This window comes from Iodidimonas gelatinilytica (genome assembly GCF_008579125.1).
GTDB lineage: Bacteria > Pseudomonadota > Alphaproteobacteria > Sphingomonadales > Rhodothalassiaceae > Iodidimonas > Iodidimonas muriae.
Genome location: NZ_BKCL01000002.1, coordinates 179563 through 206118, shown reverse-complemented (window position 1 = coordinate 206118; position 26556 = coordinate 179563). Strand labels below are relative to the sequence as shown.

The 26556-nt window shown below is 56.2% G+C and carries 27 protein-coding genes and 4 pseudogenes; 13 read left to right on the top strand and 18 right to left on the bottom strand.

The genetic code is table 11. From position 1 onward, the window contains the following. Positions 1-145: 145 nt before the first annotated feature. From JCM17844_RS14320 to JCM17844_RS03940, 5 genes are all read left to right on the top strand, one after another. Positions 146-313 carry a hypothetical protein gene (locus JCM17844_RS14320; RefSeq protein ID WP_188873701.1) on the top strand — a complete coding sequence of 56 codons (168 nt, stop codon included), beginning with the start codon at positions 146-148 and terminating at the stop codon, positions 311-313. A gap of 87 nt (positions 314-400) precedes the next feature. Further along, positions 401-1084, top strand: a complete 684-nt coding sequence (gene pspA, locus JCM17844_RS03955; RefSeq protein ID WP_149999766.1) for a phage shock protein PspA — start codon at positions 401-403, stop codon at positions 1082-1084. Positions 1085-1096: 12 nt separating this feature from the next. Then, positions 1097-1333, top strand: a complete 237-nt coding sequence (pspB, locus tag JCM17844_RS03950) for an envelope stress response membrane protein PspB (RefSeq protein WP_149999765.1) — start codon at positions 1097-1099, stop codon at positions 1331-1333. Then, positions 1287-1454: a PspC domain-containing protein gene (locus JCM17844_RS17120; RefSeq protein ID WP_371863752.1), complete on the top strand. Its 168-nt coding sequence runs from the start codon at positions 1287-1289 to the stop codon at positions 1452-1454. The genes pspB and JCM17844_RS17120 overlap by 47 nt, the downstream gene beginning before the upstream one ends. After that, positions 1382-1705 (top strand): hypothetical protein, encoded by a 324-nt coding sequence (locus tag JCM17844_RS03940; RefSeq protein ID WP_371863759.1) that lies wholly within the window; start codon positions 1382-1384, stop codon positions 1703-1705. The genes JCM17844_RS17120 and JCM17844_RS03940 overlap by 73 nt, the downstream gene beginning before the upstream one ends. Positions 1706-1764: 59 nt before the next feature. On the opposite strand, the gene JCM17844_RS03935 is transcribed toward JCM17844_RS03940, so the two are convergent. Beyond that, the gene (locus JCM17844_RS03935) at positions 1765-3189 is read right to left on the bottom strand and encodes a spinster family MFS transporter (protein ID WP_149999762.1); all 1425 of its coding nucleotides are present in this window, start codon (positions 3187-3189) and stop codon (positions 1765-1767) included. Positions 3190-3343: 154 nt separating this feature from the next. Between JCM17844_RS03935 and JCM17844_RS03930 the strand changes: the two are divergent. Further along, a pseudogene (locus JCM17844_RS03930) lies at positions 3344-3806 on the top strand (SufE family protein). A 36-nt stretch (positions 3807-3842) separates the two neighbouring features. On the opposite strand, the gene JCM17844_RS03925 reads toward JCM17844_RS03930, so the two are convergent. The 9 genes and pseudogenes from JCM17844_RS03925 to JCM17844_RS03885 form a co-directional block, all read right to left on the bottom strand. Then, positions 3843-4298 carry an NfeD family protein gene (locus JCM17844_RS03925; protein WP_210431308.1) on the bottom strand — a complete coding sequence of 152 codons (456 nt, stop codon included), beginning with the start codon at positions 4296-4298 and terminating at the stop codon, positions 3843-3845. 14 nt (positions 4299-4312) lie between these two features. Continuing rightward, the gene (locus JCM17844_RS03920; protein ID WP_149999760.1) at positions 4313-5341 is read right to left on the bottom strand and encodes an SPFH domain-containing protein; all 1029 of its coding nucleotides are present in this window, start codon (positions 5339-5341) and stop codon (positions 4313-4315) included. A gap of 128 nt (positions 5342-5469) precedes the next feature. After that, positions 5470-5948, bottom strand: a pseudogene (locus JCM17844_RS03915) (peroxiredoxin). 214 nt (positions 5949-6162) lie between these two features. After that, entirely contained in the window at positions 6163-6897 is a 735-nt protein-coding gene (locus JCM17844_RS03910) for a VPLPA-CTERM sorting domain-containing protein (RefSeq protein WP_210431305.1), read from the bottom strand. A gap of 253 nt (positions 6898-7150) precedes the next feature. Next, positions 7151-7678, bottom strand: a complete 528-nt coding sequence (locus JCM17844_RS03905) for an SRPBCC family protein (RefSeq protein WP_210431304.1) — start codon at positions 7676-7678, stop codon at positions 7151-7153. Next, positions 7671-8861 (bottom strand): CCA tRNA nucleotidyltransferase, encoded by a 1191-nt coding sequence (locus tag JCM17844_RS03900; RefSeq protein ID WP_149999758.1) that lies wholly within the window; start codon positions 8859-8861, stop codon positions 7671-7673. The genes JCM17844_RS03905 and JCM17844_RS03900 overlap by 8 nt, the downstream gene beginning before the upstream one ends. A gap of 8 nt (positions 8862-8869) precedes the next feature. Then, on the bottom strand, positions 8870-9157 hold the full coding sequence (locus tag JCM17844_RS03895) for a DUF6111 family protein (protein WP_149999757.1): 288 nt from the start codon (positions 9155-9157) through the stop codon (positions 8870-8872). Continuing rightward, positions 9154-9780 (bottom strand): CoA pyrophosphatase, encoded by a 627-nt coding sequence (locus JCM17844_RS03890; RefSeq protein ID WP_149999756.1) that lies wholly within the window; start codon positions 9778-9780, stop codon positions 9154-9156. The genes JCM17844_RS03895 and JCM17844_RS03890 overlap by 4 nt, the downstream gene beginning before the upstream one ends. After that, positions 9781-10380 carry a DUF1285 domain-containing protein gene (locus tag JCM17844_RS03885; protein WP_149999755.1) on the bottom strand — a complete coding sequence of 200 codons (600 nt, stop codon included), beginning with the start codon at positions 10378-10380 and terminating at the stop codon, positions 9781-9783. A 126-nt stretch (positions 10381-10506) separates the two neighbouring features. Between JCM17844_RS03885 and JCM17844_RS17115 the strand changes: the two are divergent. The 5 genes and pseudogenes from JCM17844_RS17115 (at position 10507) to JCM17844_RS03860 (ending at position 17286) form a co-directional block, all read left to right on the top strand. Further along, positions 10507-11500 (top strand): annotated as a pseudogene (locus tag JCM17844_RS17115) (AAA family ATPase). Positions 11501-11510: 10 nt separating this feature from the next. Continuing rightward, on the top strand, positions 11511-12434 hold the full coding sequence (locus JCM17844_RS03875) for a DUF58 domain-containing protein (RefSeq protein ID WP_149999754.1): 924 nt from the start codon (positions 11511-11513) through the stop codon (positions 12432-12434). Next, positions 12434-13627, top strand: coding sequence for a BatA domain-containing protein (locus JCM17844_RS03870; RefSeq protein ID WP_210431303.1), 1194 nt, complete (start codon positions 12434-12436; stop codon positions 13625-13627). Before JCM17844_RS03875 ends, JCM17844_RS03870 begins: the two co-directional genes overlap by 1 nt. Further along, entirely contained in the window at positions 13624-15237 is a 1614-nt protein-coding gene (locus tag JCM17844_RS03865) for a DUF4159 domain-containing protein (protein WP_149999752.1), read from the top strand. Before JCM17844_RS03870 ends, JCM17844_RS03865 begins: the two co-directional genes overlap by 4 nt. Before the next feature lie 6 nt (positions 15238-15243). Beyond that, positions 15244-17286 carry a hypothetical protein gene (locus JCM17844_RS03860; protein ID WP_149999751.1) on the top strand — a complete coding sequence of 681 codons (2043 nt, stop codon included), beginning with the start codon at positions 15244-15246 and terminating at the stop codon, positions 17284-17286. On the opposite strand, the gene JCM17844_RS03855 is transcribed toward JCM17844_RS03860, so the two are convergent. After that, a complete protein-coding gene (locus JCM17844_RS03855) occupies positions 17283-17816 on the bottom strand; it encodes a GNAT family N-acetyltransferase (protein ID WP_149999750.1) in 534 nt (177 codons plus the stop codon). The two genes, JCM17844_RS03860 and JCM17844_RS03855, sit on opposite strands and share 4 nt — an antisense overlap. Before the next feature lie 79 nt (positions 17817-17895). Next, positions 17896-19326: an OprO/OprP family phosphate-selective porin gene (locus tag JCM17844_RS03850; RefSeq protein WP_149999749.1), complete on the bottom strand. Its 1431-nt coding sequence runs from the start codon at positions 19324-19326 to the stop codon at positions 17896-17898. 257 nt (positions 19327-19583) lie between these two features. Between JCM17844_RS03850 and JCM17844_RS03845 the strand changes: the two genes are divergently transcribed. Together JCM17844_RS03845 and JCM17844_RS03840 are read left to right on the top strand one after the other, a co-directional pair. Further along, positions 19584-20564, top strand: a complete 981-nt coding sequence (locus JCM17844_RS03845; protein WP_149999748.1) for a glutathione S-transferase family protein — start codon at positions 19584-19586, stop codon at positions 20562-20564. A gap of 82 nt (positions 20565-20646) precedes the next feature. Continuing rightward, a complete protein-coding gene (locus JCM17844_RS03840; protein WP_149999747.1) occupies positions 20647-21690 on the top strand; it encodes a DUF3667 domain-containing protein in 1044 nt (347 codons plus the stop codon). An 18-nt stretch (positions 21691-21708) separates the two neighbouring features. Here JCM17844_RS03840 and msrB read toward each other — a convergent pair whose 3' ends face one another. From msrB to JCM17844_RS03810, 6 genes and pseudogenes are all read right to left on the bottom strand, one after another. Beyond that, the gene (gene msrB / locus JCM17844_RS03835) at positions 21709-22104 is read right to left on the bottom strand and encodes a peptide-methionine (R)-S-oxide reductase MsrB (protein WP_149999746.1); all 396 of its coding nucleotides are present in this window, start codon (positions 22102-22104) and stop codon (positions 21709-21711) included. A gap of 1 nt (position 22105) precedes the next feature. Continuing rightward, positions 22106-23934 (bottom strand): annotated as a pseudogene (gene sppA / locus JCM17844_RS03825) (signal peptide peptidase SppA). A gap of 75 nt (positions 23935-24009) precedes the next feature. Continuing rightward, positions 24010-24561 (bottom strand): ferredoxin--NADP reductase domain-containing protein, encoded by a 552-nt coding sequence (locus tag JCM17844_RS14300; RefSeq protein WP_210431302.1) that lies wholly within the window; start codon positions 24559-24561, stop codon positions 24010-24012. Further along, positions 24495-25343, bottom strand: a complete 849-nt coding sequence (locus tag JCM17844_RS14295) for an FAD-dependent oxidoreductase (protein ID WP_210431301.1) — start codon at positions 25341-25343, stop codon at positions 24495-24497. Before JCM17844_RS14295 ends, JCM17844_RS14300 begins: the two co-directional genes overlap by 67 nt. Positions 25344-25448: 105 nt before the next feature. Continuing rightward, on the bottom strand, positions 25449-25838 hold the full coding sequence (locus JCM17844_RS03815) for a hypothetical protein (RefSeq protein ID WP_149999743.1): 390 nt from the start codon (positions 25836-25838) through the stop codon (positions 25449-25451). Further along, a complete protein-coding gene (locus JCM17844_RS03810) occupies positions 25838-26464 on the bottom strand; it encodes a DUF3179 domain-containing (seleno)protein (RefSeq protein WP_149999742.1) in 627 nt (208 codons plus the stop codon). The genes JCM17844_RS03815 and JCM17844_RS03810 overlap by 1 nt, the downstream gene beginning before the upstream one ends. Positions 26465-26556: the final 92 nt, after the last annotated feature.

Sequence of the window (26556 nt, the reverse complement as noted above, 5' to 3'; positions counted from 1 at the left end):
TCACAATATCGCAAAATATCAAAAATCACACCCAAAAAAATAATTGATGCAAATCAATGAGTTACGATTTTATAGAAAACTGGCACGCCATTTGCTTTTATGGAGATATCGAGATTAAACACGACAGGGAACGGAGATAAAAACAATGAATATCCTGACACATATGGGCGCAGCCCTTGCCAGCACCGAAGCTCTTCACTGCGAAAATGATGGCATGATGACCTTCTTTGGCAATGCCAGCCGCCACCGTGCAGAATTTGGCTGGGGTCCGCGCCAACGCCGCCGCGACCGTAACCGTCGCCGGGACGCCTGAACCGGACCAATCCAGCCAATCCGGGCGGTCTGATATTCTGCCCGAGTGACGACAGCGAGACAACAAAGATAAAAGGAGCCAAAAGCCATGGGTATTTTTTCCCGCCTCACCGATATCATCAATTCCAATCTGAATGCCTTGCTCGACCATGCGGAAGAGCCTGAAAAGATGATCCGCTTGATGATTCAGGAAATGGAAGACACCCTTGTCGAGGTCCGCTCGGCCGCCGCCAAGACCATTGCCGATCAAAAAGACGCCGAGAGAAAATTGCGGCGCCTGGACGACGCCCAGGCCGAATGGCAGCGAAAGGCCGAATTGGCTCTGTCAAAAGATCGCGAAGATCTGGCCAAAGGGGCTTTGATTGAGAAAAGCAAGCTCGCCGAAATGGCCGCACAAATACAAGAAGACCTCGAGCATCTGAGCGAAGCCCTTGGCCGCCATGAAAACGATGTGATCAAGCTGGAATCCAAGCTGCGTGAAGCCCGTGCGAAGAAAGCCACCATCGAGGCACGTTATAAAACCGCAGAAAACCAGTTGCGCGTAAAGCGGTCTTTGTACGATACCCGGATCGAAGATGCGTTCTTGCGCTTCGACAAGGTGGATAGCCGCCTTGACCGCCTGGAAGGCGAAGCCGAAGCGCTTGACTTGGGCCGTGGGCAAGGTCGCACATTGGCCGATGAATTCGCCTCTTTGGAAACGGAAGATGCCATTCAGGCCGAACTGGATGCGCTGAAATCAAAATTGAAACCAGCCAAGAAAGCTGATCAATAACAGGGGCTGATCATGGAATTTTTGGAAGTCCCGCTTATCATCTTTCTCGCAGTGGTTCTGCCCATCGCCATCATTTTTCATTACGCAACCGAAATGAAAAAGGCCAAAGGGCTCTCTGCACAAGATGAAGCAACATTGGACGAGCTCCGCAGACTGTCAGAAAAGCTCGAGGACCGTACCACCACCCTTGAGCGCATTCTGGATGATGAAGTTCCCGATTGGAGGTCACGTCGCCATGAAACGCTTTAGCCCTAACAAACTCTACAAAGATCCGGCCAATGGCAAAATCATGGGCGTGTGCGCGGGTCTGGCGGATTATACCGGCATCAAAGCAACATCATCCGCGTCGCTCTTGTGGTTGGCTGTATGATCGGCTGGTTTTTACCCCTCGTGCCCATCTATTTCATTCTTGGCTTCGTTCTCGATGAAAAGCCCAAGGATCTTTATGAAAACGAGGAAGAAGAAACCTTTTGGCGCACAGCAAGAAACCGTCCGGATGTCAGCGCCGTCGATTTGAAAAGACGCTTTCGCAGCATCGACCGTCGCATCCAAAGCATGGAATCCTACATGACATCCAAACGCTTCAAGCTCGACCGAGATCTGCGCAGCCTTGAAGACTGATCCATCAGCGATCTGACATCAAAAAAGGCATATAGCCGGGGGATCACCCCCCGGCTTTTTTAATGGCCTTCAAAGGCACGCACTTCAGCCAGTTGCTTGGCAAAAGCAGGACGCGCAATCAGCAGGCACACAAGAGCAATAGGAAGGCACAGCAGCGCCATCCACAAATAGGCCAGATCGATCTTGCTATCGTCGGCGAACACGGTGGTGGTGAAAAAGCCGAACATGGTGGGGCCAAGCCCCATACCGATCAGGTTGACCACAAACAGATAGATCGCCGTGGCCTGCCCGCGCAATTCATTGGGGCTGGCTGCAGCCACCCCCGCATAAGCCGTGCCCCAGACCCAATTATTGAAAAAGATCGACAGCGCCAAAAGCCCCGTTGCCAAAATCGGTGAGCCCACCATAGGAAAGCTGAAAGCAAAGGGCGCACCACACAGAATCGCCAAGATCAACAAGCGGAAATGGGTATCATTGCGGCCCTTTGCCATCCAACGATCGGTAATCACCCCGGCTGTCAAAATGCCTCCGGTGCCCGCAATCAGCATCACAAGCCCAAATACCAGCCCCACCTGTCCCGGCGTAAACCCGTGCACCCGGCCATAAAAAGCCCCGATGAAATAGATGGTGCCATATCCCAAAGCAGACAGAAACGCGATGCCGATGAATCCCAGCACAAACACCCGCCAACGCTGAAGGAAATAACGCACGGTTTCTTTAACGGGCACCGTCGATGATCCTGCCGCCGTCATGGCCCGCCCCCGCCGAAAAGGCTCTTTTACAAAAATCAGCATAGCCGCAGACAGCAACAGACCGGGCAGCCCCACCAAAATGAAGGTCATCTGCCAGCCGCGGATCTCTCCGAATAAAGGCAAGGTGCGAGTTCCGGCACTGCTGACAAGTTCGATCACCGCGCCGCCAAACAAAAACGCAAGAGCCGATCCGAACGGAATACCCAAAGTATAAATACTAATGGCCCGGCCCCGTTTATGAGGGGCAAACAGGTCGGAAATCAGCGAATTGGCCGCAGGTGTCAGGGTCGCTTCCCCAATGCCCACTCCCATGCGCGCCAGAAACAGCATGGAAAAGCTTCTGGCCAAGCCGCAAGCAGCGGTGGCAATGCTCCAGACTGCAATACCAAAGGCAATCAGGCCGCGGCGGCTGCGGCTATCCACCAACCGTGCAAATGGAATCCCGAAAAAGGTATAGAACAACGCAAAAGACAGACCGGTCAGCAGCCCGAATTCCAGATCCGACACATCCAGATCCGCCTTGATCGGGCCTACAAGAAGGGCCAGCACCTGCCGATCAATGAACGACACAGTATAAATCAACAGCAACAAAGCCACCACGGCCCAGGCATAGCGCGGCGCAGGATAAGGCGGCTCTTGATGCGGCAATTCTGATGAAATATCGGGGGATGATGGGGAGGCTTTCCGAGCCGCCTGCGCGGAATTACTGGTTGAGCTACCCTGATCTGTCACGCGGTATTTCCTCTATTTTCACAAGCAACGATTGCCGCTTATGGTCCTCTTTCACTGTCTGATACATTGACATTGACGCATGAGGGGGCCAAATCCCTCAATGAAACCATGAAAAAAACACATCCTGACCTTTAGCGCGGACCCAATGACCCATATGCCCAATGTACAGAATCAAATCGCTTATGAAAGCCTTGATGGCACCACGCTTCAGGATGTGAAGGACAGTTTCGAGCTGCTTGATGATTGGGAAGACCGCTATCGCTATATCATCGAGCTGGGCCGTAAGCTGCCCGAATTACCGCAAGATGCCTATAATGAAGCCAATAAAGTGCGCGGCTGCACCTCGCAGGTTTGGCTGGTCGCGACCCCGGAGCCCGGAACACCGGCTGGTTCTGAAAGGCGACAGCGATGCCCATATCGTAAAAGGGCTGGTGGCGCTGATGCTGCTGATTTTCTCCCGAAAAACGCCGGACGACATTCTAAGGACCGATGCCCGCGCCATTCTGGAAGAATTGGATTTGCGGCAACATCTTTCCCCCATGCGCGCCAACGGGCTGTTTTCCATGTTGGAACGGATCGAAGCTCTGGCCGCCAGTGCCAAAAAACAGACGGCCTGAGACGTGCTGGCCGGGCCATAGATTTGGCCCGGATCATCAACCCTGATCAGAATCGACGGGGCGCACTTTCAAAACAATTCCATCCACATCCCAAACCTCGACCACAGCACCTTGAGGCGCATCGTCTCCATGTGCAGTCCATACCGTGTCACCGGCCTTTACCCTGCCCACACCATTGACAATGTCCCCGGTTACCACCAGCCGCCGCCCCACATAAGCACGCGGCCCGCGATTGAGCAACGCACCATCTTCGTCTTTGGGCCGTGCGCGGAAGTAACGGCGGCCCGCCCATGTAACCAAAACCGCCAATACAGCAAAGGCCGCCCCTTGCATTTCGGGGCTGAGAAACGGCAATTGCAGCGTCAACAACCCGGTCGCCCCGGCGGCAATGGCAATCCACAAAAACAAAACGCCCGGTGCCACCATTTCAACGATCAATAACAGAAGGGCTATGATGAACCACATCCATGGGCCAAACCAAAAATCATCCATAATCATGCCCTTCCTTATTCCTGATCGTCACCGGACTGCGGCACAGAAAAAGGCTGTGCAACATTATAAGGATTCTGAGGTCGAGAAGGCCGTTTGCCAGAGGGCTTTTGTACCTTGTCCTCTTTTTGTACACCGCCTACACCTTTTTGAAACAGCTCTTGCATGCCGCCCAGCGCGCCAATAACCCCCGTGGCCTCCAAAGGCATGAACACCATTCGGGCATTGGGGGAATCGGCAAATTTGCCTAAGGCTTCCACATATTTTTGCGCCACGAAATAGTTCACCGCCTGCGCGTCGCCGCTAGCAATCGCTTCTGACACCAGGCGTGTGGCTTCCGCTTCGGCAGCCGCTAATCGTTCGCGGGCTTCGGCATCCAGCACCGCTGCTTCACGCCGCCCTTCTGCTTCCAGAACCTTGCCCCGTTTTTCCCCTTCGGCCCGCAAAATCTCGCTGGAGCGCTTGCCTTCCGCTTCCAGAATCGCCGCACGTTTTTCCCGCTCCGCCTTCATCTGGCTGGCCATGGCATTCACGATATCACGCGGCGGATTGATGTCCTTGATTTCGATCCGCGTCACCTTCACGCCCCAAGGGGTGGTGGCATCATCAACCACATTCAGCAAGGAAGCGTTGATCTTGTCCCGCTGCGACAGGATCTCGTCCAGATCCATCGAACCGATCACCGTCCGCACATTGGTCATGGTGAGATTGAGGATGGCAATCTCCAGATTATCTACCTCATAAGCCGCCTTGGAAGCCTCCAGTACTTGGAAAAACACCACGCCATCAACGCCCACCATGGCATTGTCCTTGGTGATCACCTCTTGGGTGGGGATATCAAGCACCTGTTCCTTCATGGTCAGCTTCGCGCCGATCCGTTCGATGAAGGGCGTAAGAAAATGGATCCCCGGCTCCAAAGTGCGGGTATAGCGACCCAGGCGCTCAACAGTGCAGGCATAGCCTTGGCGCACCATTTTAACGCCCGCAAAAATGATCAAAAATGCAAGGGCTATCAATAAAATGACAAAAATCTGCATCGGAGTCATGGATCTGCCTTCTTGTTATTTCAATTCACTAAGTTTGGCGCGATAATACCCCTTATGGCAAAAGAAAAACGCCTCCAGCCAAAAGGCCGAAGGCGTTGCGACAAACATCACCTGATCGACAGGGGAAATTATAGCGCTTTCAGCACATGCTCGGCGCTAGACACCTCGAACGCGCCCGGCTCTTCCACGAACAGCTCGGACACCACGCCGTCTTTGACGATCATGGCATAACGCTGGGAGCGTGTGCCCATGCCAAAGCCCGTGCCATCCAATTCAAGCCCCATCGCTTTTGCAAAGTCGCCATTGCCATCGGCGAGCATCTCGATGCCCTTGCATCGGCCGATTTGCCCCAGGCATTCATCACAAACACATCATTGACGGACAGGCAGGCCACCATATCCACACCTTTTGCCTTGATGGCATCCAGATGATCCACGAAACCGGGCAGATGGCGGGCCGAACAGGTGGGAGTGAAGGCACCGGGAACCGCGAACACAACGGCGGTTTTGCCCGCAAACAAAGTATCGGTTTCAACTTTTTCCGGCCCGTTTTCACCCATGCGGCTCAGAGTTTTCGAAGGCAGTTTATCACCTTTTTTGATCGCCATAACATTCTCCTGTTTATGTGAAAGATTCGCATTTGGGTGATCCAGCATGCGGGGCAGAACACGCCCGAAAATGAGGCCATTCCCATGTCAGAATTCGGCCAGAGGATAGCGCCATTTATCCCGAAGTCCAACCATGTTCAAAGCCTTTCGGAAAATAACAAAAAAGGGTGGAGCACGCTTGCTCACCCCGCCCCCGTCCAAAACAAGAAGCCTGTCAATGAACGCTTTTGCGCCGCCGCATAAAACCAAAGCCGATCAATCCAAGCCCCAGCAATCCAAGGCTTGCCGGAACCGGCACAACGCGCACATCAATGGCCGCAAGAACGGTGCCGCCCGTAGGAGAAATGGCGCTCAATTCAAAGGAATACAGGCCCGCAACACTGGGATTGAACCCACCGGAAGGCGCGGTGATGAAAGGCAAGCCATCATCAAACAAGAAGGAGAACAGCAAATTCTGGCTGCCTTCAATGGTGGCCTGCCCCCCTAAAAAGGGATCGAACAGCAATATCCCGAAATCGGTCCCATTGCCTGGGTCCACATCATAGGCCAATTGAAAGCTGTATCCTGCACCGACAAGATCATCAAATGTGTTGCCTTGCCCTTCCAGATTGATATGGAAAGCGAAGTTCCACACGGCCCCTTCTGTTCCGCCTGGGCTGAAATTGGTGCCGGTATTGGCAATGAAGGTGCCTGCACCGTCATTTTGCAAATTCGGGCCGACAAAGCGCTGATGCGCTGTTATCCCCAATGTCAATTCCCCGGCAGATGTTTGCGCCCGCGAAATGGCCACCGCCCCATTGGGAATGCCATCGCCGCCAAATTCCACCCCCGGCAAGGCTCCGAATTCATCGAATATGGGGCCTGCCTGTGCCACCCCGATCCCTGCAACAGATAGAGCAAGCGCCCAAACACCCCGTTTAAAACCTGTTTTGATCCCCAGATTCATCATTATCTTCCCCGTCCCCATCCACAAATTCGTACGGCAAACACGAAGACGTGCCGCACACCCAAAAAACCAACCGGCAAATATATTTACCACGAAGCAAATACCGTGCCGGTTGCAGGAACCTTGAAAATCAGCCGATTTCAAGAGGAGGGTTTTATTTACATAATTATAATGGTTAATTGGACTTTACAAATATCCGCCAAATGTCGGGTATCTGTAAGAATTCCTGACAATGAATAACAAGCCAATCATCAGGCTATTGCATGGCTGCAAGATGCTGCAAGGACTGCTCAAGCCGGTTTTTGTGCTGGCGCATGGTAAACAACGCGAACAACCGGGGGAACAATCCGGAAAATTGCCGCGTTTCTTGCCAATGAAGGCGGCTTCCTTGGGGTGTTTGAGCCAATGTCCAGTGCACCGAGGCGCGCCACATATCGGTGCTGCGTTCCACCGACCAGGAAACCGGATGAGCATAGCCGGTCAGGGTTTCATCAATCTGCCATGTGCGATCATTCGCCCGCATATAGAGCAAGCGCGTTGCTCCCGCCGTGCCGTCCTCTCCCATCAAAGGGGCCACAAGGGTTACACCATATTCCCAATCCACCCGATGCTTGGCATCCGCAAGGGCGACAAAGGCTTGTTCTGGCGTCAGCGGCAAATCAACAGTCAAATCAATGCGCCAGTCTTCTTTCGACCAGGAAAAGGCCACAACGCCAAGAGCAGCCAACGCAAAAAGCGCCAACATCGCTAAAATCGCCCATTCCCACGGCTCTTTCTTATGCATCTTTGCTGCCATTTTTCTTGAGGATTGCAGCCAACAGATCGGCTTTTTTCAGGGTAAAATCACTGGTCACCCAGCGTTGTTCGGCATTTTTCAAAAGCTGTCCCATCTGCGGCCCCGGCTGGATACCAAGAATGGAAAGATCGCGGCCTTGCAGCGGAAAAACAGGGCGGCGCCAGCGTTGAATGTCAGAAAAAACGGCGGGGCTCAATCCCTTGTCTGACAGCAAGAAACGATCCACAAGGGTTTGCGCCCCATCCAACCAAAGCGCCTGCCGCACGGCTTTTTCACCATCATCGGGAAGCGGCCCTGCCATGGCCGTCAAGCGTGTTGCATCGGCCCGCGACAGCTTGAAGCGTTTGGCGACACGTTCATATGTTTCCGGCCGCAATAAGGCAGCCAATCGCCGCAAAGGATCGGCCAGATCCAAGGCATTTTCACGCAGCACCAGCCGATCCAGTGCTTGCAGGCCAGCGGATATGTGCCACTCCGGCAGCAGAGGATCCAAAATACCGCCCTTTTCCATCAACTGCAGGCTTGGCACAGGATCAGGCGCCATCAACAAACGCAAGAGTTCAGCGCGTATCCGCTCCACCGACAACAGATCAAGCCGATCACGCAAGGCAATACAGGCCTCATAGCCGGCCGTATGGGGTACCCCCTTGCCATAATGGGCAAAAAACCGGAAAAACCGCAAAATCCGCAAGGCGTCTTCACGGATACGCTCCTGTGCATCACCGATAAACACGATCCGTCCGGCCCGCGCATCGGCCACGCCCCCATGATAATCATAAAGGTGTCCATCCAGATCGGCATATAAGGCATTCATGGTGAAATCGCGCCGCCGTGCATCGGCCTGCCAATCATCGATGAAGGCCACTTGGGCATGGCGCCCAAAGGTTTTCACATCATGGCGCAAGCTGGTTACCTCGAACGGCTGATGCGCCACAATGGCCGTGATGGTGCCATGATCGATCCCCGTTGGAACCGCTTTCAAGCCTGCAGCCTTTAGCCTTTCAATCACCACATCCGGTGGGTGGCTGGTGGCAATGTCCACATCCTGCACCAAGCGGCCCAGCAAGGCATCGCGCACGGCCCCTCCCACAAAACGCGCCTGGCCTTCGCCCAAAGCCTTGATCACGGCGCGGCTTTTTTCATCCGTTATGAAGGGCGCAGAAAGATGCATGGGCACAGTCAATTATCGGGGATTTTCTCGAAATGTCCGGGAACGATCTCGCCATCCACAGTGGTTGCCGGCACATAGCGCATGTTCTCATCGGCCCGTTCGGTGGTGCCCGCATAAAAATAAAGAACCACAGCATAAGCCAGCACAAACACGCCACCGCCCAGCATCACCGCTTTTTCCAAACGGGGATTGGTTTCATCGCCGGCCTGTTTCAAACGGCGCACCAGCCACAGCCATAACAAGAAAAACGCAAAGGGCAGCAAGAACAGCCCCAATCTCAAGAACACAGCGCTCATAAACCATCCTTTTGTTCATCGTCGCGGCGCAAAACCTGAGACAAATTCACCAACATATGCGCCGTTGCCCCCCAGATATAAAAGCCCTCATAAGGCATGGCATAGAAATGGCGTTTCGTCCCAAGAAACATGCGGCTGTGGCGTTGGTGATTATTGGGATCAAGGATAAAATCCAGCGGCACCTCAAAGGCTTCCGCCACTTCCGACTTCTGCAAATAAAGCTCGAAAGGCGGCGTAACCAGCCCCACAACGGGGACAATGCGAAATCCCGTCATCGTTTCATAGGTATCAAGCCGCCCCACGATATCGATGGCTTCGGCGTCTATACCGATTTCTTCTTGTGTTTCGCGCAAGGCTGTGGCCACCGCATCGCGGTCGCCCTTATCGGCTCGACCACCGGGGAAGCTCACTTGCCCGGCATGGGTGGATAAATGATCGGCACGGCGGGTGAGCAAAATCGTCGGCCTGTCACCGCGATTGACAATAGGCACCAATACGGCGGCCTTTTTATGCTGCTTTGGCCGATCTTGAGGTGCATCCGGCCCATTATAAAGATCGAAATCGCTGCGCAATGGTTTCCGCGGCGCACAGTCCAGCCGGTGTTTGATATGGGCGAAAACCACTCAATCCTCCACCAGATCGCCAAGAGGAAAAAATGCGCCACAGCTCCACACGCCGATTTTTTCCGCACCGTCGATCATCATGGGCTGCGCAAGTTCCGCCAGTTCATAATAAACCGGGCGGGCAATCAATGCTTCCAGTCGGTCGCGCACCAAAAGATGCGGCAAGGGATCGCCCCGTTCATCCTGCCCCAGCCAAATGGGGTGATCCTCATCGGCGACCACCAGATCGCCCACATGGGTTTTAAAGGAAAGAACCTGATCTTCACCCTTCCCTTCCACCTCCATGGAGGTGGCAAGAAACGGCGCATCATCCACAATGATTTTCAATTTTTCCACGGGGGTGACAAGATAATAGCCATCATCATCATGGCGCAGCACACCGGAAAACAACCGCACCATTTCCGGGCGCTTGATGGGCGTTCCCATATAATACCACGTGCCATCGCGGGCGATCCGCATATCAATCTCGCCGCACAGATCGGGATTCCACAGATGGACCGGCGGATATTTTTGTTTCGATAGCTGCGCAAACAGCGCATTCAAGCGCTTTCCGGCCGCCAAATCGGCCTTCGTCACGATTTTTGAATGTAATCCAACCATTGTTACGTCTTTCGTCTCGACCACCTGTCTCTATATAGTGATGATAGCATGCACCACAAACACCGCAGCACCTTGGTGATAAAAGGGGCTGCGCAGCACCATCTCTCAGACAAGAGGCCCGCCTATATGAGCGACCTGCAACACACAGCCCCCGATGCAATTTCCGATGCCTTAACCCATGAAGCCGATGCAGCCATAGAAATGGCGACGCATATCAAGGCCGAAATTGCCCGCCATATCTTCGGGCAAGACAGGGTGATCGAAGAAACCTTAACCACTTTGCTATCGGGCGGCCATGCGCTGATTGTCGGGGTGCCGGGCCTTGCCAAAACCTTGCTTGTGGAAACGCTGGGTACGGTTTTGGGCTTATCGGAAAAGCGGGTGCAATTCACCCCGGATCTTTTGCCTGCCGATATTTTAGGCAGCGAAGTTCTGGAAGAAGATGCGCAAGGGAAGCGGGCCTTCCGGTTTTTACCCGGCCCCATTTTCAGCCAGCTTTTCATGGCCGATGAAATCAACCGCGCCAGCCCGCGCACTCAATCGGCATTGTTGCAATCCATGCAGGAACGGCAGGTTTCCATCGCCGGGGAACGTCACAATCTGCCTGAGCCTTTTCATGTTCTCGCCACCCAGAATCCCATCGAGCAAGAAGGCACCTATCCCTTGCCGGAAGCGCAGCTGGACCGGTTCTTGATGCAGATCGATGTGGATTATCCCGACCGTTTATCAGAGCGCCAGATCTTGCTCCATACCACGGGGATTACCGCCACCAGCATTGCCAAGGTGATCGATGCCAACCAGTTGCTCATGCTGCAAAAACTGGTGCGCAAATTGCCCGTGGGGGAAGCGGTGGTTGATGCCGTGCTTGATTTGGTGCGCGGAGCACGCCCCGGCAATGACCACCCCGAAATCATCTGGCCCCGGCCCGCGCGCTGCCCAAAGCCTGATGCTGGGATGCCGCGCCCGCGCCTTGCTGGATGGCCGCCTCGTGCCTTCGGTGGACGATGTGAAAGCCCTTGCCATGCCGGTTTTACGCCACCGCATGGCTTTAAGCTTTTCCGCCCGCGCCGATGGCTTGACCAATGATCAGGTAATCACCGATCTTGCGGGCAGGCTTTAAGCAATTGGCCATGAAACGCCCCATATCCAACGCACTTGGCCAAAAGGCTTCCCCCGCTCTGGTGCCAATGATGGACCTGTGGCAACGCGCCCAATCCTTGGCCGATCGCCTGCCCGCCCATCAGATACGCGCCGATAAAAGGCTGCATGCCGCCCAAAAAGGCGTGCATGGGCGACGGCGGGCCGGTCCGGGTGACAGCTTCTGGCAATTCCGCCCTTATGAAAATGGCGAACAGGCCTCCAATATCGATTGGCGGCGCTCGGGCCGCTCCGATGCGCTTTATGTGCGGCAGCAGGAATGGGAAACGGCCCAGAATATCTGGTTCTGGGTCGATAGCTCGGCCTCCATGCAGTTTCGGTCCCCCCTTGCCCAAGACAGCAAAGCGGATCGGGCGATCCTTTTGGCGCTGGCCACCGCCCGGCTTTTGACCGGTGCAGGCGAACGGGTCGGCCTTTATGGGCAACATGAAAAGGCCGCAGGCGGGCGCTTCGGGCTGGAACGCTTGTTGGAAGCCATCAGCCGCACCCGAATGACGGACTGCCCGCCCTTTCCCCAAAGCAAACCGCTGGACCGCCACGCCCATCTGATCCTGATCGGGGATTTTCTGGGGGGAGAAGACGACACCCGCCAGAAATTGCGCCAGCTGGTCGGGCTTGGGGTGGCTGGCCATTTGATGCAGATTGTCGATCCTGTGGAGAGTGATTTTCCTTATCGCGGACGGGTGCGCTTTTTAGGCATGGAACACGAAGACAGCCTGCTTCTGGATCGGGCCGACGATCTGGCCGACAGCTATCGCAAGCGCATGAAGGCATGGTCTTCGATGCTGGGCGACATGACCCGACGGGCGGGCTGGACCCATTCTGTGCACCGCAGCGACCACTCCCCCGCGCTGGCGCTTTTGACCCTCATCGCATTAACGGGACGGACAGGCTGATGATGTCATTGGGTGGATTGGGCAGTTTGGGATTTACCGCGCCTTTCGTGTTGCTTGGTCTTTTGAGCCTGCCCGCTTTGTGGTTTTTGGTGCGGGCCTTGCCGCCACATCCCCGAAGCGAACAGTTCCCGCCCATGGTGCTTTTGGGCGATTTGATAAACAGCGAGCCCCCGCCTGCCCGCACTCCGCTTTGGCTTTTGATTTTGCGCTTTTTGCTGGGGGCTTTGTTGTTCTTGGCATTGTCCGGCCCGGTTCTGAACCCCATAGAAGAAACACCCGGCGATGGTCCGGTGCTTCTTGTGGTGGACAATGGCTGGGAAGCCGCCAGCCGCTGGGACGACCGCATTGCACTTTTGGACCGCTTGCTAAACACCATGGCGCGGGAAAACCGTCCGGTGGTTTTGCTGCCCACGGCCCCGCCGCCCGGTGGTTGGCGCAGCGGGGAAGGTGCGGCAAAACCCCAGCCACAGGCCGCCAGCGACATGCGGCGGTCCTTGATGGGCTTTGCGCCGGTTCCCTGGTCGCCCGATCTGCAACAGACCACAGAAATTGTGACGCAACTGGATCATGATTTTGCGCGCATTTTCTGGATAAGCGATGGTCTGGCCCATCCCCGCAACGATGATTTATGGACGGCCCTGAACGCCATGGGCACGGTGACACTTTATGCCGATGGGACCGCCGATTATCCTGTGGCCCTGCTGCCTTTGGTGCAAACCGGGCTGGATTATAGCCTGACGGTGGTTCGACCACCCCGCCAAACCCCTGCCCGTTTTGTCGTGCAGGCGCTGGGATCAGATGGCCGCCGATTGGGTGAAGCGGATGCCGTATTTGATGAAGGGGCCCAAACCGCACAGGCACGGATCGATCTGCCCCGCGATTTGCGCAATCAGGTGGCCCGCATTGATATCGCCAATGGGAAAAGTGCCGGTACTGTCGCCTTGTTGGATGCCCGATCCGGCCGGCCCCTGGTGGCCTTGTCTGCGGGGGAAGCCTCCAGCGCCATTCAACCACTGAAATCGCCCTTGTTCTATTTGCGCCGCGCTTTGGAGCCTTATGCAGAACTGACCGACGGTGCGCCGGCCACATTATTGGATCAATCGCCAAGCGCGATCATTCTGGCCGATGTGGGGCGCATGGCAGAGCCTGTTCAACGGCGCTTGGCGCATGGGTTGAAGAAGGGGGATTGTTGATCCGTTTTGCCGGACCGCGCATGGCGGCAGGCGGGGATGATTTGATCCCGGTGCGCCTGCGTTCGGGGGACCGGGCGGTGGGCGGCGCCCTTTCCTGGGAAGAGCCGCAATCCTTGGGGCCGTTCAATCCCGATGGCCCTTTTGCAGGATTGACGCCCCCCGAAACCGTGCGTGTAAGCCGCCAGCTTTTGGCCGTTCCCGATATCAATCTGACCGACCGCACATGGGCGCGGCTTCTGGACGGCACACCCTTGGTGACCGCCAATCGCCGTGGCAATGGCTGGATCGTACTGTTTCACACCAGCGCCAATGCCGATTGGTCGTCTTTGGCTTTATCGGGCCTGTTTGTGGATATGCTCAAGCGGCTTTTGCCCTTGGCCCAGCATCGGGCAGGAGCAGACCAGCAACATAACGGCCCCGAATTTCTGGCCAATAGAACGGTGATGGATGGCTTTGGTCGCCTTGGCCCCGCCAATACCGATATTGCCCCCATCAGCAGATCGGCCTTTGACCGCACATCCGCCTCGGCGGCACATCCTCCGGGTTATTACGGCCTTGCGGCCAATCCGTTGGCTTTGTCTTTGATGTCGGCCAATGGCCCGATCACCGCCGATTATCAGTTCCTTGAAAGTAGCCGCCCCGCCATGGACATTGCCACCGGCAGCCGCACAGACCGCGCCCTTGCCCCCTTATTATTTGCGCTGATGGTGGCCCTTGTGGCCCTTGATATGATCGCCAGCCTTTGGATGCGCGGTCTGTTCAACCGCCCGCTTACCGCCTTGCGCCGCGCTGTAACACCCGCCGTCATTCTGATAGCGGGCGGGGCCTTGTTCTTGGCAGCCCTCCCCGGCACCGGCCATGCGCAAAACACCGAACGGCTCGAAACCGGCTTTGCACTGGAAGCCACAGCGGCCACCCGCATCGCCTATATCCGCACCGGCAATGCCCAGACCGACACCCGGTCCCATGCCGCCCTTTATGGCCTGAAGCGCATCATGGAATTACGCACCGCCGTGAAGATGGGCGATCCGGTGGGGCTTGATCCGGCCCAAGACCCACTGGTGCTGTTCCCGCTGATTTACTGGCCTGTGCCACCGGATATCCAAAGCCCAAGCCCCGATGCCATCCGTGCCTTAAGCCGGTTTTTGCGGAGCGGCGGTATTGTGTTGATGGATACGGGGGTAAACGATAGCGCCAGCGACAGTCTGGGATTGGAAAATCCCGTTTCACGCCAAGCCTTGCAACGCCTTCTCGGCCAGCTTGACCTGCCCCCCCTTGCGCCGGTGGACCGCGAGCATGTTCTGGCCCGCAGCTTTTATCTGCTGGATGAATTTCCCGGCCGCATCACCGGCCGCACCTTGTGGGTTACCGATGATTCTGTGGGGGAAGAAGCCCGTGTCAGCCCCATCTTGATCGGGGGCCATGATTGGGCATCCGCATGGGCCATCGATGAATTCGACCATTTTCTGGAACCGCGCCTGCCCGGCGGTGTGCGCCAGCGCGAATTGTCTTTTCGCTTTGGTGTCAATCTGGTGATGTATGCACTGACCGGCACCTACAAGGCGGATCAGCTTCATCTGCCCGCCTTGATCGAACGTTTGGGGGAATAAGGGATCATGATGGCGCTTTCCCTTGGGTTCGACCCGATTTTCCCGCCATGGGTTTTGGTCGGTCTGGCAATTTTGTTTGCGGCGTTCAGCGCCCTTTTGTTGCTGCGCCGGGCGCGCGGCAGCCTGATCCGCACCCTGTTTTTCGCAGCCCTTATCCTTGCTCTTTCAAATCCCCATCTGGTGCAGGAAGACCGCACCGCGCTGTCCGATATCACCGTGGCTATGGTGGACCGCAGCGCCAGCAACCGCATTGGCGATCGGGAAAGCGAAACCGATAAGGCCATTGATGCCCTGCGCGCCAATATTCAAGCAACGGGCGGGGAATTGCGGGTGATCGAAAGCGACCGCAAGGCTGATCGCACCGAATTGTTCGGTCCCTTGGCGGCCGCTTTGGCGGACGTTCCGCCAGATCGCCTGTCCGCCGCCCTTTTGATCACCGATGGCCGCATCGACGACATATCCCGTGGGGAGGCCCTTACTGCCGCCGAGCGCCCCATCCACAGCCTGCTGATCGGCAACCGCAAGGCCCCCGACCGCCGTATCGAGGTGATCCGCGCTCCGGAATTCGGGCTGGTGGACCGGCCTGTGACCATCGAATTGCGTATCGAAGAAGACAATATCCCCGAAAGCGGTCCGGTGGCCCTGACCATTCGCCGCTTCGACAAGGCACCGCAACAGCGCATGGTGATGCCCGGCGTTCCCTTCGAGATTACGCTGACCCCGGAACGGCGCGGCGAAATGCTGGTGGATGTTTCGGTGGAAACCGCCCCCGATGAAACGGTTCTGGTCAATAATCGCGCGTTGTTTTCTGTGAATGCGGTGCGCGACCGGCTGCGGGTGCTGCTGGTTTCGGGCGAACCGCATCCCGGTGAACGGGTCTGGCGCGACACGCTGAAATCCGATCCGGCGGTGGATCTTATCCACTTTACCATTTTGCGCCTGCCCACCAGTCAAGATCCCACGCCGGTGAGCCAATTGTCCTTGATCCCCTTCCCCACCGAGCGTTTGTTTTCCGAACAGCTTGAAGATTTCGATCTGGTGATTTTCGACCGCTATTCCCTGCGCGGGGTGTTGGATGTGCGGTATTTCTCCAATCTTTTGTCCTATGTGGAAGGGGGCGGCGCAATCTTTGTCGCCAATGGACCGGAATATGCCGAGCCTTTGAGCATTTTCCGCACCCCCCTTGAGCAGGTCTTGCCCGCCTCTCCGACCGGCACCATCAGCAGCACCGGCTTTGTGCCCGCCCTTACCGAACTGGGCCGCCGCCATCCGGTTACACAAGGATTGGAGCAACCGGGTGCCGCGCCATGGGGCCGGTGGTTCCGTATGGTGGACAACCGGGTGGTTGACGGCCAAGTGCTGTTATCGGGCCCCGGCGAACAACCGCTATTGGTTTTGAAACGCGCCGGAGAAGGCCGCATCGCCGAATTGATGTCGGACCATGTATGGCTGTGGGCGCGGGGTGTGGAAGGCGGTGGCCCATATCAAGAGCTTTTGCGCCGTAGCGTTCATTGGCTGATGAAAGAACCGGATCTGGAAGAAAAGGCCCTGTCGGCCCGATCCGACGGCGAAGACATCATAGTGGAACGGCGCAGCTTGTCCGGCGAACAGGCTACGGTCACCGTCACCGGCCCGGACGGGAGCGAACGCACCCTGATGTTAAACCCCGGTGCCAACGGCATTGCCGAAGGGCGGCTTCTTGCAACAGAGGCAGGATTATACCGCATAAGCGATGGCGAAGATGAAACGGTGGCGGGCATCGGGCCTGTGGGCGGCCATGAATTGTCGCGCATCATGCCAACAGACCAGATCGTGCGCGATGTGGCGCAAAAAACCGGTGGTGGTACCTTCTGGCTGGAAGATGGACTGCCCGATATTCGTCACCCGTCAAAACAGGCCACAGCGGCGGGCAATGGGTGGATGGGGCTGCCCCAGCGCCGCGCCAGCCGCATCGAGGATATCGCCCAGACAGCGCTTCTCCCCGCATGGGCATGGGCGGCTTTACTGGCGGGCTTGCTGGCGCTCACCTGGAGAAAAGAAAGCCGTTAAGTGGAAGACGGCACATGGGTGAGAACCGAAACAGGGCAGAGCGAAAACCGCTCCGGCAAGGTTTTCCACCCGCTTCCCGCCGGGTGAAACAGCAAACGCTCCGGCGGCACCGGCCCGGGCATGATGCACAGGCTTGGCATAACCGGTTGAAAGCCCACCCGGCCATAATAGACGGCATCCCCCACAAGAAACACCGGCCCAAGCGCCCTGTCTGTGGCCACGGCCAATCCCTTGCGCATCAGGGCCGTACCGACGCCGGTGCCTTGCACGGCGGACGACACAACCAAAGGCCCCAATAAAAGCCCCGCTGTTACTGTATCCTCGACATTTATATGCAAAGGCCAAAAGCGTACCGAGCCCAACAGGCCGTTTTGCCCCCGCGCGATAAAGCCCAGACCCTCGACCGGCTGCACATCATCACGAAAGCGGTAAGCGGTGCGTTCAAACCGCGCGGCACCGAATGCCTGATCCAGCAGGGCATCGATAGCCACGGCATCTGCCGCTTTCTCTTGTTCCAAAACGAAGCTCAATGGCTTTCTCCCTGCCAAGGATCGCCTGATAGACGATCACGGATAAGGAGCGCAAGAGAGGGTTTCAAGATATAGGGTCTTACCAATCGACCTGGGCACGAAGTCCGAACATATTCAGCCCGAAATCATCCTCCACGGTCCCATCATTCTTGAGATGCAAATGGCTGGCGCTATCGTAAATTTCCATATGGCTGATATTGGCCATGAAGCGGATATGATCCACTGGACGCCAGCTTAGACCCGCAAGAAAGGTCAATTGCTGGCCACCAAAAATGCTTTCATCGCTGGCATTAAGATCAACCCAATCCGCACCAAAGGCAACGTCCAGCGCACCGAAACCGCCTTTCCCCAAGGGATTGTCGGGCTTGGTGCGCGACCATGTTCCCGCCGAGCGCTTATAGGCCCGCTGCTCACCCGTCAGGAAATAACCCAGATGAAGGCTGGCCCCGTTGAACCGTGCCGTCGAGGACTGACCCGCTTCGTCACGCACCGATAACCCCAAAGTGGCCAGTTCGGTTTCGAAATAGAACGCCCCATATCCTCCGGCCAGTTCCAGACCGGTATAAAGGCTGGAGGTGCTGTCAAGACTGCCGGTATCCAGCAAACGGCTATCGGACGCATGAAACAGCGGACGATTGCGCAAGCGCCCTTGCTCCGCTCCGGAGTCGCGATATTCCACCGATGCCCCCATATGGGTGAAGGCATGTTTCGGGCCGAATGTGTAATGACCGCGCGAACTGACGATCAGGCCATTGACCTCGTCATCCTCATCAAAGGCCCCATCGACGAAAATGCCGGATTTCCAGTGCCAGTTCTCGCCGCTCCAATCGGCGGTGACGCCCATTTCACGGCGCAGATCAATGGCATCGGTAAAGCGGCTGCGCTCCATGAAAACCACATCCAGCGACGACACCTGCTCTTCCATAGAGGCCTGGGTTTTCTGATAGCCGACGATCAGTGCCAGATTGTCGATCCCCTTATAGGCCAGATAGGCATCCGCCACATTCGTTTCACCACCGGCGAAATCCACTTCAAACTTATAGCCCCAATCGCCCATTTCGCCCTGCGCACCGATCCGCACCCGGCGAATTTCCGCAACCGTCCCCAAGCCCCGGTCCGGCGTGAACCCATCTGCGCCCAATGTCCCGATCTTGTCGGGATCACCGATCTGCGCAAAATCCGATTGGATGCGCCCACGGATCTTGAAATTTTTAAAGCCGTCACCTGTGAAGCTGGGGGCACCGGCCGCTTTTACCACCAACGGTTTTTCTTCCGGCACAGAATGTGGATCATCCGTTGATGTTGCCGTCTCACGCTCGGCCAAAGGGGCCGGGGACAAGGGCGCTGCGGGCGAGCGCTCTGCTTTCAGCTTTTCGATCTCCGCCCGCAGAAAATCGATTTGCGCTTGCAGTTCTTCTACGCTTTGCGCTGCCGCTGATACGGCCCCGCCCATCAAAGCCAAGCCGCAAACACCCGCCAAGCGCACATGACGCCACTTCTTGTTTTCCATGCCCTTATCCTGTTCTCGCCCGTCAATAAAGCCCGTACAGTCTGCACATCACGTCACAATGGCCACAGGACTTTCGCATATTTCTTAAAGATCCGGCCATTGCATATCCATGATGCTTTCGTGACGCTTTTATTTCATGCCGTTGTCTTATACGCCGTCTGTTCGAAAATACGCAACAGTGCGTTTCGCACACACCACCCTGACAAACCGGCAGAAAACATCCATCTTCAAAGCCGTAGCAAAACAGGAGACGACGGATGGGACTGCTTGTTGACGGCAAATGGCAAGACACATGGTACGATACCAAATCCACCGGTGGAAAATTCAAGCGGCCCGATACGCGGTTTCGTCATCAGATCACCGCAGATGGAACCGGCCCCTATCCGGCCGAGGCGGGGCGCTATCATTTATATGTCAGCCATGCCTGCCCATGGGCCAACCGTGCCATGATCTTGCGTCACATCAAAGGGTTGGAGGATGTGATCGGCGTTTCTGTGGTCCATTGGCATATGGACAGCGAAGGCTGGCGCTTTGATACCAGCACCCCCGGCGCCACCATCGATCATGTCAACGGCTTTGCGCGCTTGCATCAGGTCTATACCAAATCCCAACCGGATTATACCGGACGCGTGACGGTGCCGGTTTTGTGGGACAAGAAAAGCCAAACCATCGTCAATAACGAATCCGCCGAAATTATCCGCATTCTAAACAGCGCCTTCAATGGCCTGCCGCAAACCCGGCATCCCCAGATCGACACCTATCCCGAAGATTTGCGTGCCGATATCGACCGCCTGAATGACCGCGTTTATCACGCCATCAATAACGGGGTGTATAAAGCCGGCTTTGCCACGACCCAAAGTGCTTATGAAGAGGCATATCTGGAGCTGTTCAAAGCACTGGACGAGATGGATGACCGGCTGGCAAACAATCGCTATCTTTTAGGGGATCGGCGAACGGAAGCGGATTGGCGGTTGTTTACCACCCTTGTGCGCTTCGATGCGGTTTATGTGGGGCATTTCAAATGCAACAAACAGCGCATCGCCGATTATCCGCATCTTTCAGGCTATCTGCGGGATCTGTATCAGGTTCCCGGTGTGCGCGAGACTGTGCATTTCGGCCATATCAAAGCGCATTATTATGCCAGCCATGCCAGCATCAACCCCACCGCCATCATCCCCTTGGGGCCGGATATGGATCTTGATGCGCCCCATGGCCGCGATCACCTCCGCGCACGATGATAGCAAGGAAAATATCCTTCCGGTCTAAAGCCGTCCCGATTATCCTCGGCCATCAAAGCTGTATGGGGAAAAGGGAAACCGGATGGACAGCACAACAACAGACGCATCCCAAAACGCGCCCGATAATGAAAAAACCGGCCACACCCATTGCCTGAATTGTGGCGCCTCTCTCAGCGGCCCCTATTGCTCCCAATGCGGACAACATGATCGGGATCTACGCCGTCCTTTCTGGACCTTCACCATAGAGTTCGCCGACAATATCTTTTCGCTGGACAGTCGGCTGGCCCATACATTGATCCCGCTCTTTTCCCGCCCCGGCCGTATGAGCCGCCTATATGTAGAGGGCCACCGGGCCAATTATGTAGCACCTGTGCGCTTGATGCTCATCAGCGTATTGGTGTTCTTTCTCGCGGTGGAATTGGGCAATGTGGCATTGCTGCAACTGGTGCGGGCCGCCGATCCGGCACCCCTTACGGACCAGGAAGCCATAGCGCCATCCGGACCGGAGACAGAGCCTGCGACAGAGGCGGAGGCAGAAGCAGAGGCCGGCATCCCGGCGATGACCTTGGAGTTTTTTGAACCAATCCAGAAAAACGCCTCCCCCGCCCTTTCCTTTGATGACAGCATCGAGACGATCAAGCGCGAAATCGCTGAAAATAATGAACCGGACATAGACAGCGCCCCCCTTCTGGACTTCATCTCCCGTCTTCTGACCGGAATGGGCCAATTCGCAAAGAATCCGGAACTGATCAATGGTGTGTTCAACACATGGATGCCGCGCGCCATGCTGGTTCTGGTGCCTGTCTTCGCCCTTTTATTGCGCGCGATGTATTGGCGGAAAGACGCTTATTTTTTCAACCAGCTGGTTTTCTCGCTGCATTTTCACGCCTTCTTGTTCCTCTTGCTCACCGGCCTTGTCGTTCTTGGGTCCATGGGCATGGGGGCCGCCAGCGGCTGGATTTATTTTTTCGGCGTGCCGGCCTATCTGCTGCTCTCCATGAAGCATTTTTATAGGCAGGGCTGGTGGCGTACCATCTTCAAATTCCTGACCCTAAGCGCGCTTTATAATATCGTGCTGATCGCTGTTTTATTAGCAATTTTGCTGATCGGATTGACACAAAGCTGAAACAAGCCGGCCGGCTGTTCAAGAAGACTCTGGCTCAAAGGTCAGGGACAAGGAATTAACGCAATAGCGCTGCCCTGTGGGGGCGGGGCCATCGGGAAACAAATGCCCCAAATGGCTGTCGCAAGCACCACAGCGCAGCTCTACCCGCACCATACCCAAACTTTCATCGCGGATTTCGGTGATCGGGGCATCCTTGACGCGATCAAAAAACGAAGGCCATCCCGATCCACTGTCATATTTGGCAGCAGAGGAAAACAACGCCGCGCCGCAGCCTGCACAGTGAAACGTGCCGGGGCGTTTTTCGGCCAAAAGAGCGCCGGTAAAGGGCGGCTCGGTGCCGCCCTTTCGGCAAATATAATAGCGCTCCTCGCCCAATTTCTCACGCCATTCCTGATCGGAGCGAGGAGCGCTCATCTTAGTTTACCTTACAGTGCATGCAGATGGCATAAGCCCCTTTGGGATCTTTCAGCCACTGCAACTCTTCCATCGCCGTCATGAAGCGGCCCTGTATATCGGCAACCACCGGAACCGTCTGCCCCATGCTGTCGGGAACCATTCCGCGAACCTGCGCCTGTTCGAGAACACTCACTATGAAGTTTTCAAAGGGATCCAATTGTTCTTGAACATGACGCACGCCATAATCGCCCTCTTCCAGCCCGGCTTTTTGCGCCGCAGCCTTCACCGCATCATCCAATCCGCCCAAATGGTCCACAAGCCCCAATTCCTGCGCGGTTTCCCCCGACCACACTCGGCCTTGGGCAATGGCGTCCACAGCCTCCACGCTCATGGAGCGGCCCTCCGCCACGATGGACAGGAATTTCCCATAGCCATGTTCGATCGAGCTTTGCACCAGATCCGCCACCATTGGCGACAAAGGCCGGGTAAGATCAAACGCACCGGCAAGCTGGGTGGTTCCCACGCCATCGGTGTGCACACCCAACATATCCAGAGATTGATCGAATGTTGTAATCATCCCGAAAATTCCGATGGACCCGGTAATGGTTTCCGGCATCGCCAGATTTCATCGGCATTGGCTGAAATCCAGTAGCCGCCCGATGCCGCCACGGTTCCATAAGAGGCGATCACCGGCTTGCCAGCCTTTTGCACATCCAACACCGCCTGACGAATGACCTCGGAGGCGAACACACTGCCCCCGGGGCTGTCGATACGCAGCACAAGGGCTTTCACCTTATCATTGGTGCGGGCCGCCTTGATCAGCTTGACCGCGGTATCGGCACCGATCTGCCCCACCGGAGCCTTACCCGGCACGATGGCCCCGCGCAGGCTCACCACAGCCACCAAGCGATCGTCCTTGTCGTCTTTATCATGCGATCTGAGCTGCTTTAAATAATCGGTCAGGCCAATGCCTTTAAAGCCTTCGCCCATATCGGCCTTGCCCACAAGGTCCACCAAGGCGGCGGTCATTTCACTGCGGGTTTTCAAAGCATCTACCCAGCCCAGATCCAGAGCCATTTTGGATACATCCCCGTCGGCGGCACGCAAATTGTCCACCATTCCGTCGATCGCAGCCGACAAGGCCCCCTCGTCAAAGCCGCGCAACCGTGTCACATCCGCAAGATAATTCCCCCAAAGGCTGTCCAGAAAGCCTTTGGTAGCTTCCTTTGCGGCATCGGACATATCATTGCGAATAAAAGGCTCCACCGCAGATTTATAAGTGCCGACACGGAAGACATGCACATCGGCCTTCAGCTTGTCCAAGGCATCTGAAAAATAAGGGCCATAAGCGCCATAGCCCATTATGCCCACGTCCCCCGCCGGATTGAGCCAGATTTCATCGGCATGAGCCGCCAGATAATATTGCGGCTGACCGAAAGAATCACCCACAGCGATGATCTTCTTGCCACTTTTCCGAAAGGATTCCAGAGCGCCTCCAAGTTCGTGCAGAACCGCAGGCCCCGCCCCGGTGAATTTATCCAGATCCATCACCATAAGAGCGATTTTGTCATCGTCCTTCGCCGCTTTAACCGCCTTCATGGCGTCACGCAGCTTCACCTCGACGGGTTTGGCACCACTGAGCACATCATTGATGGTCGGTATTTTTTTCTGATCGACAATCTGCCCGACTGGATTGAACACAAAGGCACCGCCCTGAGGCACCTCAACCCGCTGCCCATCCCCGGAAATTCCCACAATTATCACAAAAACAAGAATGAAAAAAATAAAAGCCGCCACCGTCGTAAAGGCGCGAATAGCCCCCCAGATAAAACTGAAAATAGCTTTCATAATGTCTGTCCGTTCCTCATATTGCACCAGATGGTGGCGGAATTTATCTGCAAGGCGCCTTATAAACCACAGTGATTATTTTTTCACCTGCTGCGTTTCAATAGCCTCATTGCCAATGACATCAAGCATATCATCAAGGCGCGCAAATTTTAAACGCGGGTTTTCACCTTCGGCGGCCTGCCGTTCGGCAGCATCGATTTTCTGCCAATCGCGGAAGGTGACTGCCCGGATCTGGCGTTTGGCGATCAGGGCATCCAGACCTTTACGCCCGGGCTTATCCATGGGTTGCACATCGTTTAGAATACGTTTGGCAATCTCGGCCCCATCGGGCTTGTTGGTACCAATGGTGCCTGTTGGCCCGCGCCGCGCCCATCCTACGGCATAAAGCCGGTCACTGATAAAGCCGTCATTGTTGACAAAACGCCCAAGGCGCTCGTCGAACGGAACACCTTCGATGGCGCTGCTGCGATAGCCGATGCAGCTGATCAGCAATCCGCACGGCACAGTAAACATCTCGCCGGTGCCAATACACGCGCCATTTTCAACACGGGTGCGCTCCATCAAAACACCGTCCACCCGATCATGGCCAAGAATTTCCACTGGCCGGGCATAAAAGCCGAAATGCACCTGAACCGGTTTCTCCTGCGCCGAATGGTCGCCAAATCCCCGTAAGGCGGCCAGCACTTTGCGCTGTTTGGGCTCCAGATCCGCATCACCGTCCATGGGGGGCAGATCGGCCTTATCAACCAAAGGAACAGCGCGTTCCAGGCGTCCCATTTCCCCCAGCTCCTTGGGCGTAAAGCTGGCATCCATCGGGCCACGCCGCCCGAAAATCCGGATGGTGCGCAAGGGCATCCGGGAAATGGCATCTTTGGCCTTCGGAGAAATATCCGATCCTGCCATCTCGCTTCGGTTTTTGCCAGCACCCGCGCCACATCGATGGCCACATTGCCGTTCCCGATGATCACAACAGAAGGGGTGTTCAATTCCGGCGTCAGCGCCACATAATCGGGATGGGTATTGTACCAGCCCACAATATCTGCCGAACCGCGCACGCCGGCAAGATCTTCACCGGGAATCCCCAGCTTTCTGTCTTGCAAGGCCCCCGTAGCCAGCACCACCGCATCATAAAGATCCAGCAATTCCGCCACACTGACATCACGGCCAATGGACAAATTGCCCACAAAACGCACATCATCGCGGCTGGCGGTTTGATCATAGCGCTTTGTGACATTTTTGATGGATTGATGGTCGGGCGCGACACCGGTCCGGATCAGCCCGAACGGCGTGGGCAACCGATCGATCACATCAACCGAAACCGCATGGATACTTTCCGCCAAGGCCTCTGCCGTATAATATCCGGCAGGCCCGGAGCCAATGATCGCCACCTGCAACAAATCTGTGCTCACATCCCCTCCGCAATAGCAGCCCCCTGCCAACATCTACGGACAAGACTGCCACGACCATAGCGCCAAGGCGAGACTTTATCGCATCCCTGTGCCGCGGCTCGGCTCCTAACGCCCTTCATCCGCACCGCGTTCCAGATGCAGCTTTTTCCCGTCGGAGAATTGGTAGAAGGCATGCAGCAATTGAATACTGGTGTCCGTTTCCAAAAGATGATCGCCCCGGCGGCTATAGGCGGTGATATTGCCCACATCCCGGTCATTGTCTTTACCGAAAGAATCCGGTGCGGCCTGGCGGCCCGGCTCCCACAAAATCAGCAAATCATCGGTTTCCAGCCGCCCTGCCTTACGCAACAATTCCAAGGGCCATGCTTCGCGGTCCACCACCACCACACGATCCCATGCCTTCAGACTTCCCGCATCTTGTTCCATGCTTGGGATATAGACCGTTTGGCGCACTTGCTGCGGCTGGCTGCTCAGCGCAGAATCCGCCACCACCATCAAGCCCGGCTTGCCCGCACCCGCTTCAGGAAGGCCGCAAAAGATTCCATTTTCGACGGGATCACATCCAGCGCGCCATCCGCTTTCGGCCCGGACAATCCAAGGCCGTTGATCTGTTGCCACCATGTGCGCGTGGCCTCGTCATAAAGGATGATATTTTCTTCATAAGAGGCCCCGACCAAACGGAGCGGCGTGGCATTGCCGTCCACATCCCGCTTGAACACCATGGCCGAAGAGCACACTTGGCAATAGGTAACGGCAATGGGCACGCCCCCCAGGCTATCATTGATAATCCGGTGGGCCGCCACGATACGCATGGGATAGCCCCGCACCGCGCCATTGATTTCAACGGTGATCAGCGGCTCCAGATTGCCGGTTTTATGATCGGCCAAGGCCGGAAGCAGTGATGGCCTGTCATAAGATGGTGGCACATCTTCGGGGCGATCAAGACGGAAGCCACTGGATCCTACGATCCCCACAGTCAGATCCCGATCCGACCACTGCGTCTTGAAATCTTCCGACAACACCGTTTGCGCGGCTGCCTGAGAGATCCCTCCTGCGAAATTCGGGGATCCCCCCACCAGCGACAGCGTGAGAAACGATCCGAGAAGAATTGATTTCAACATAAAATACCCTTTTGCCCCCAATGGGGCCTCATCATCCAAAAGTCATCCCCGATGACCTTCATATGGTGGCCCACCCAAAGCCCGGAAAGCCC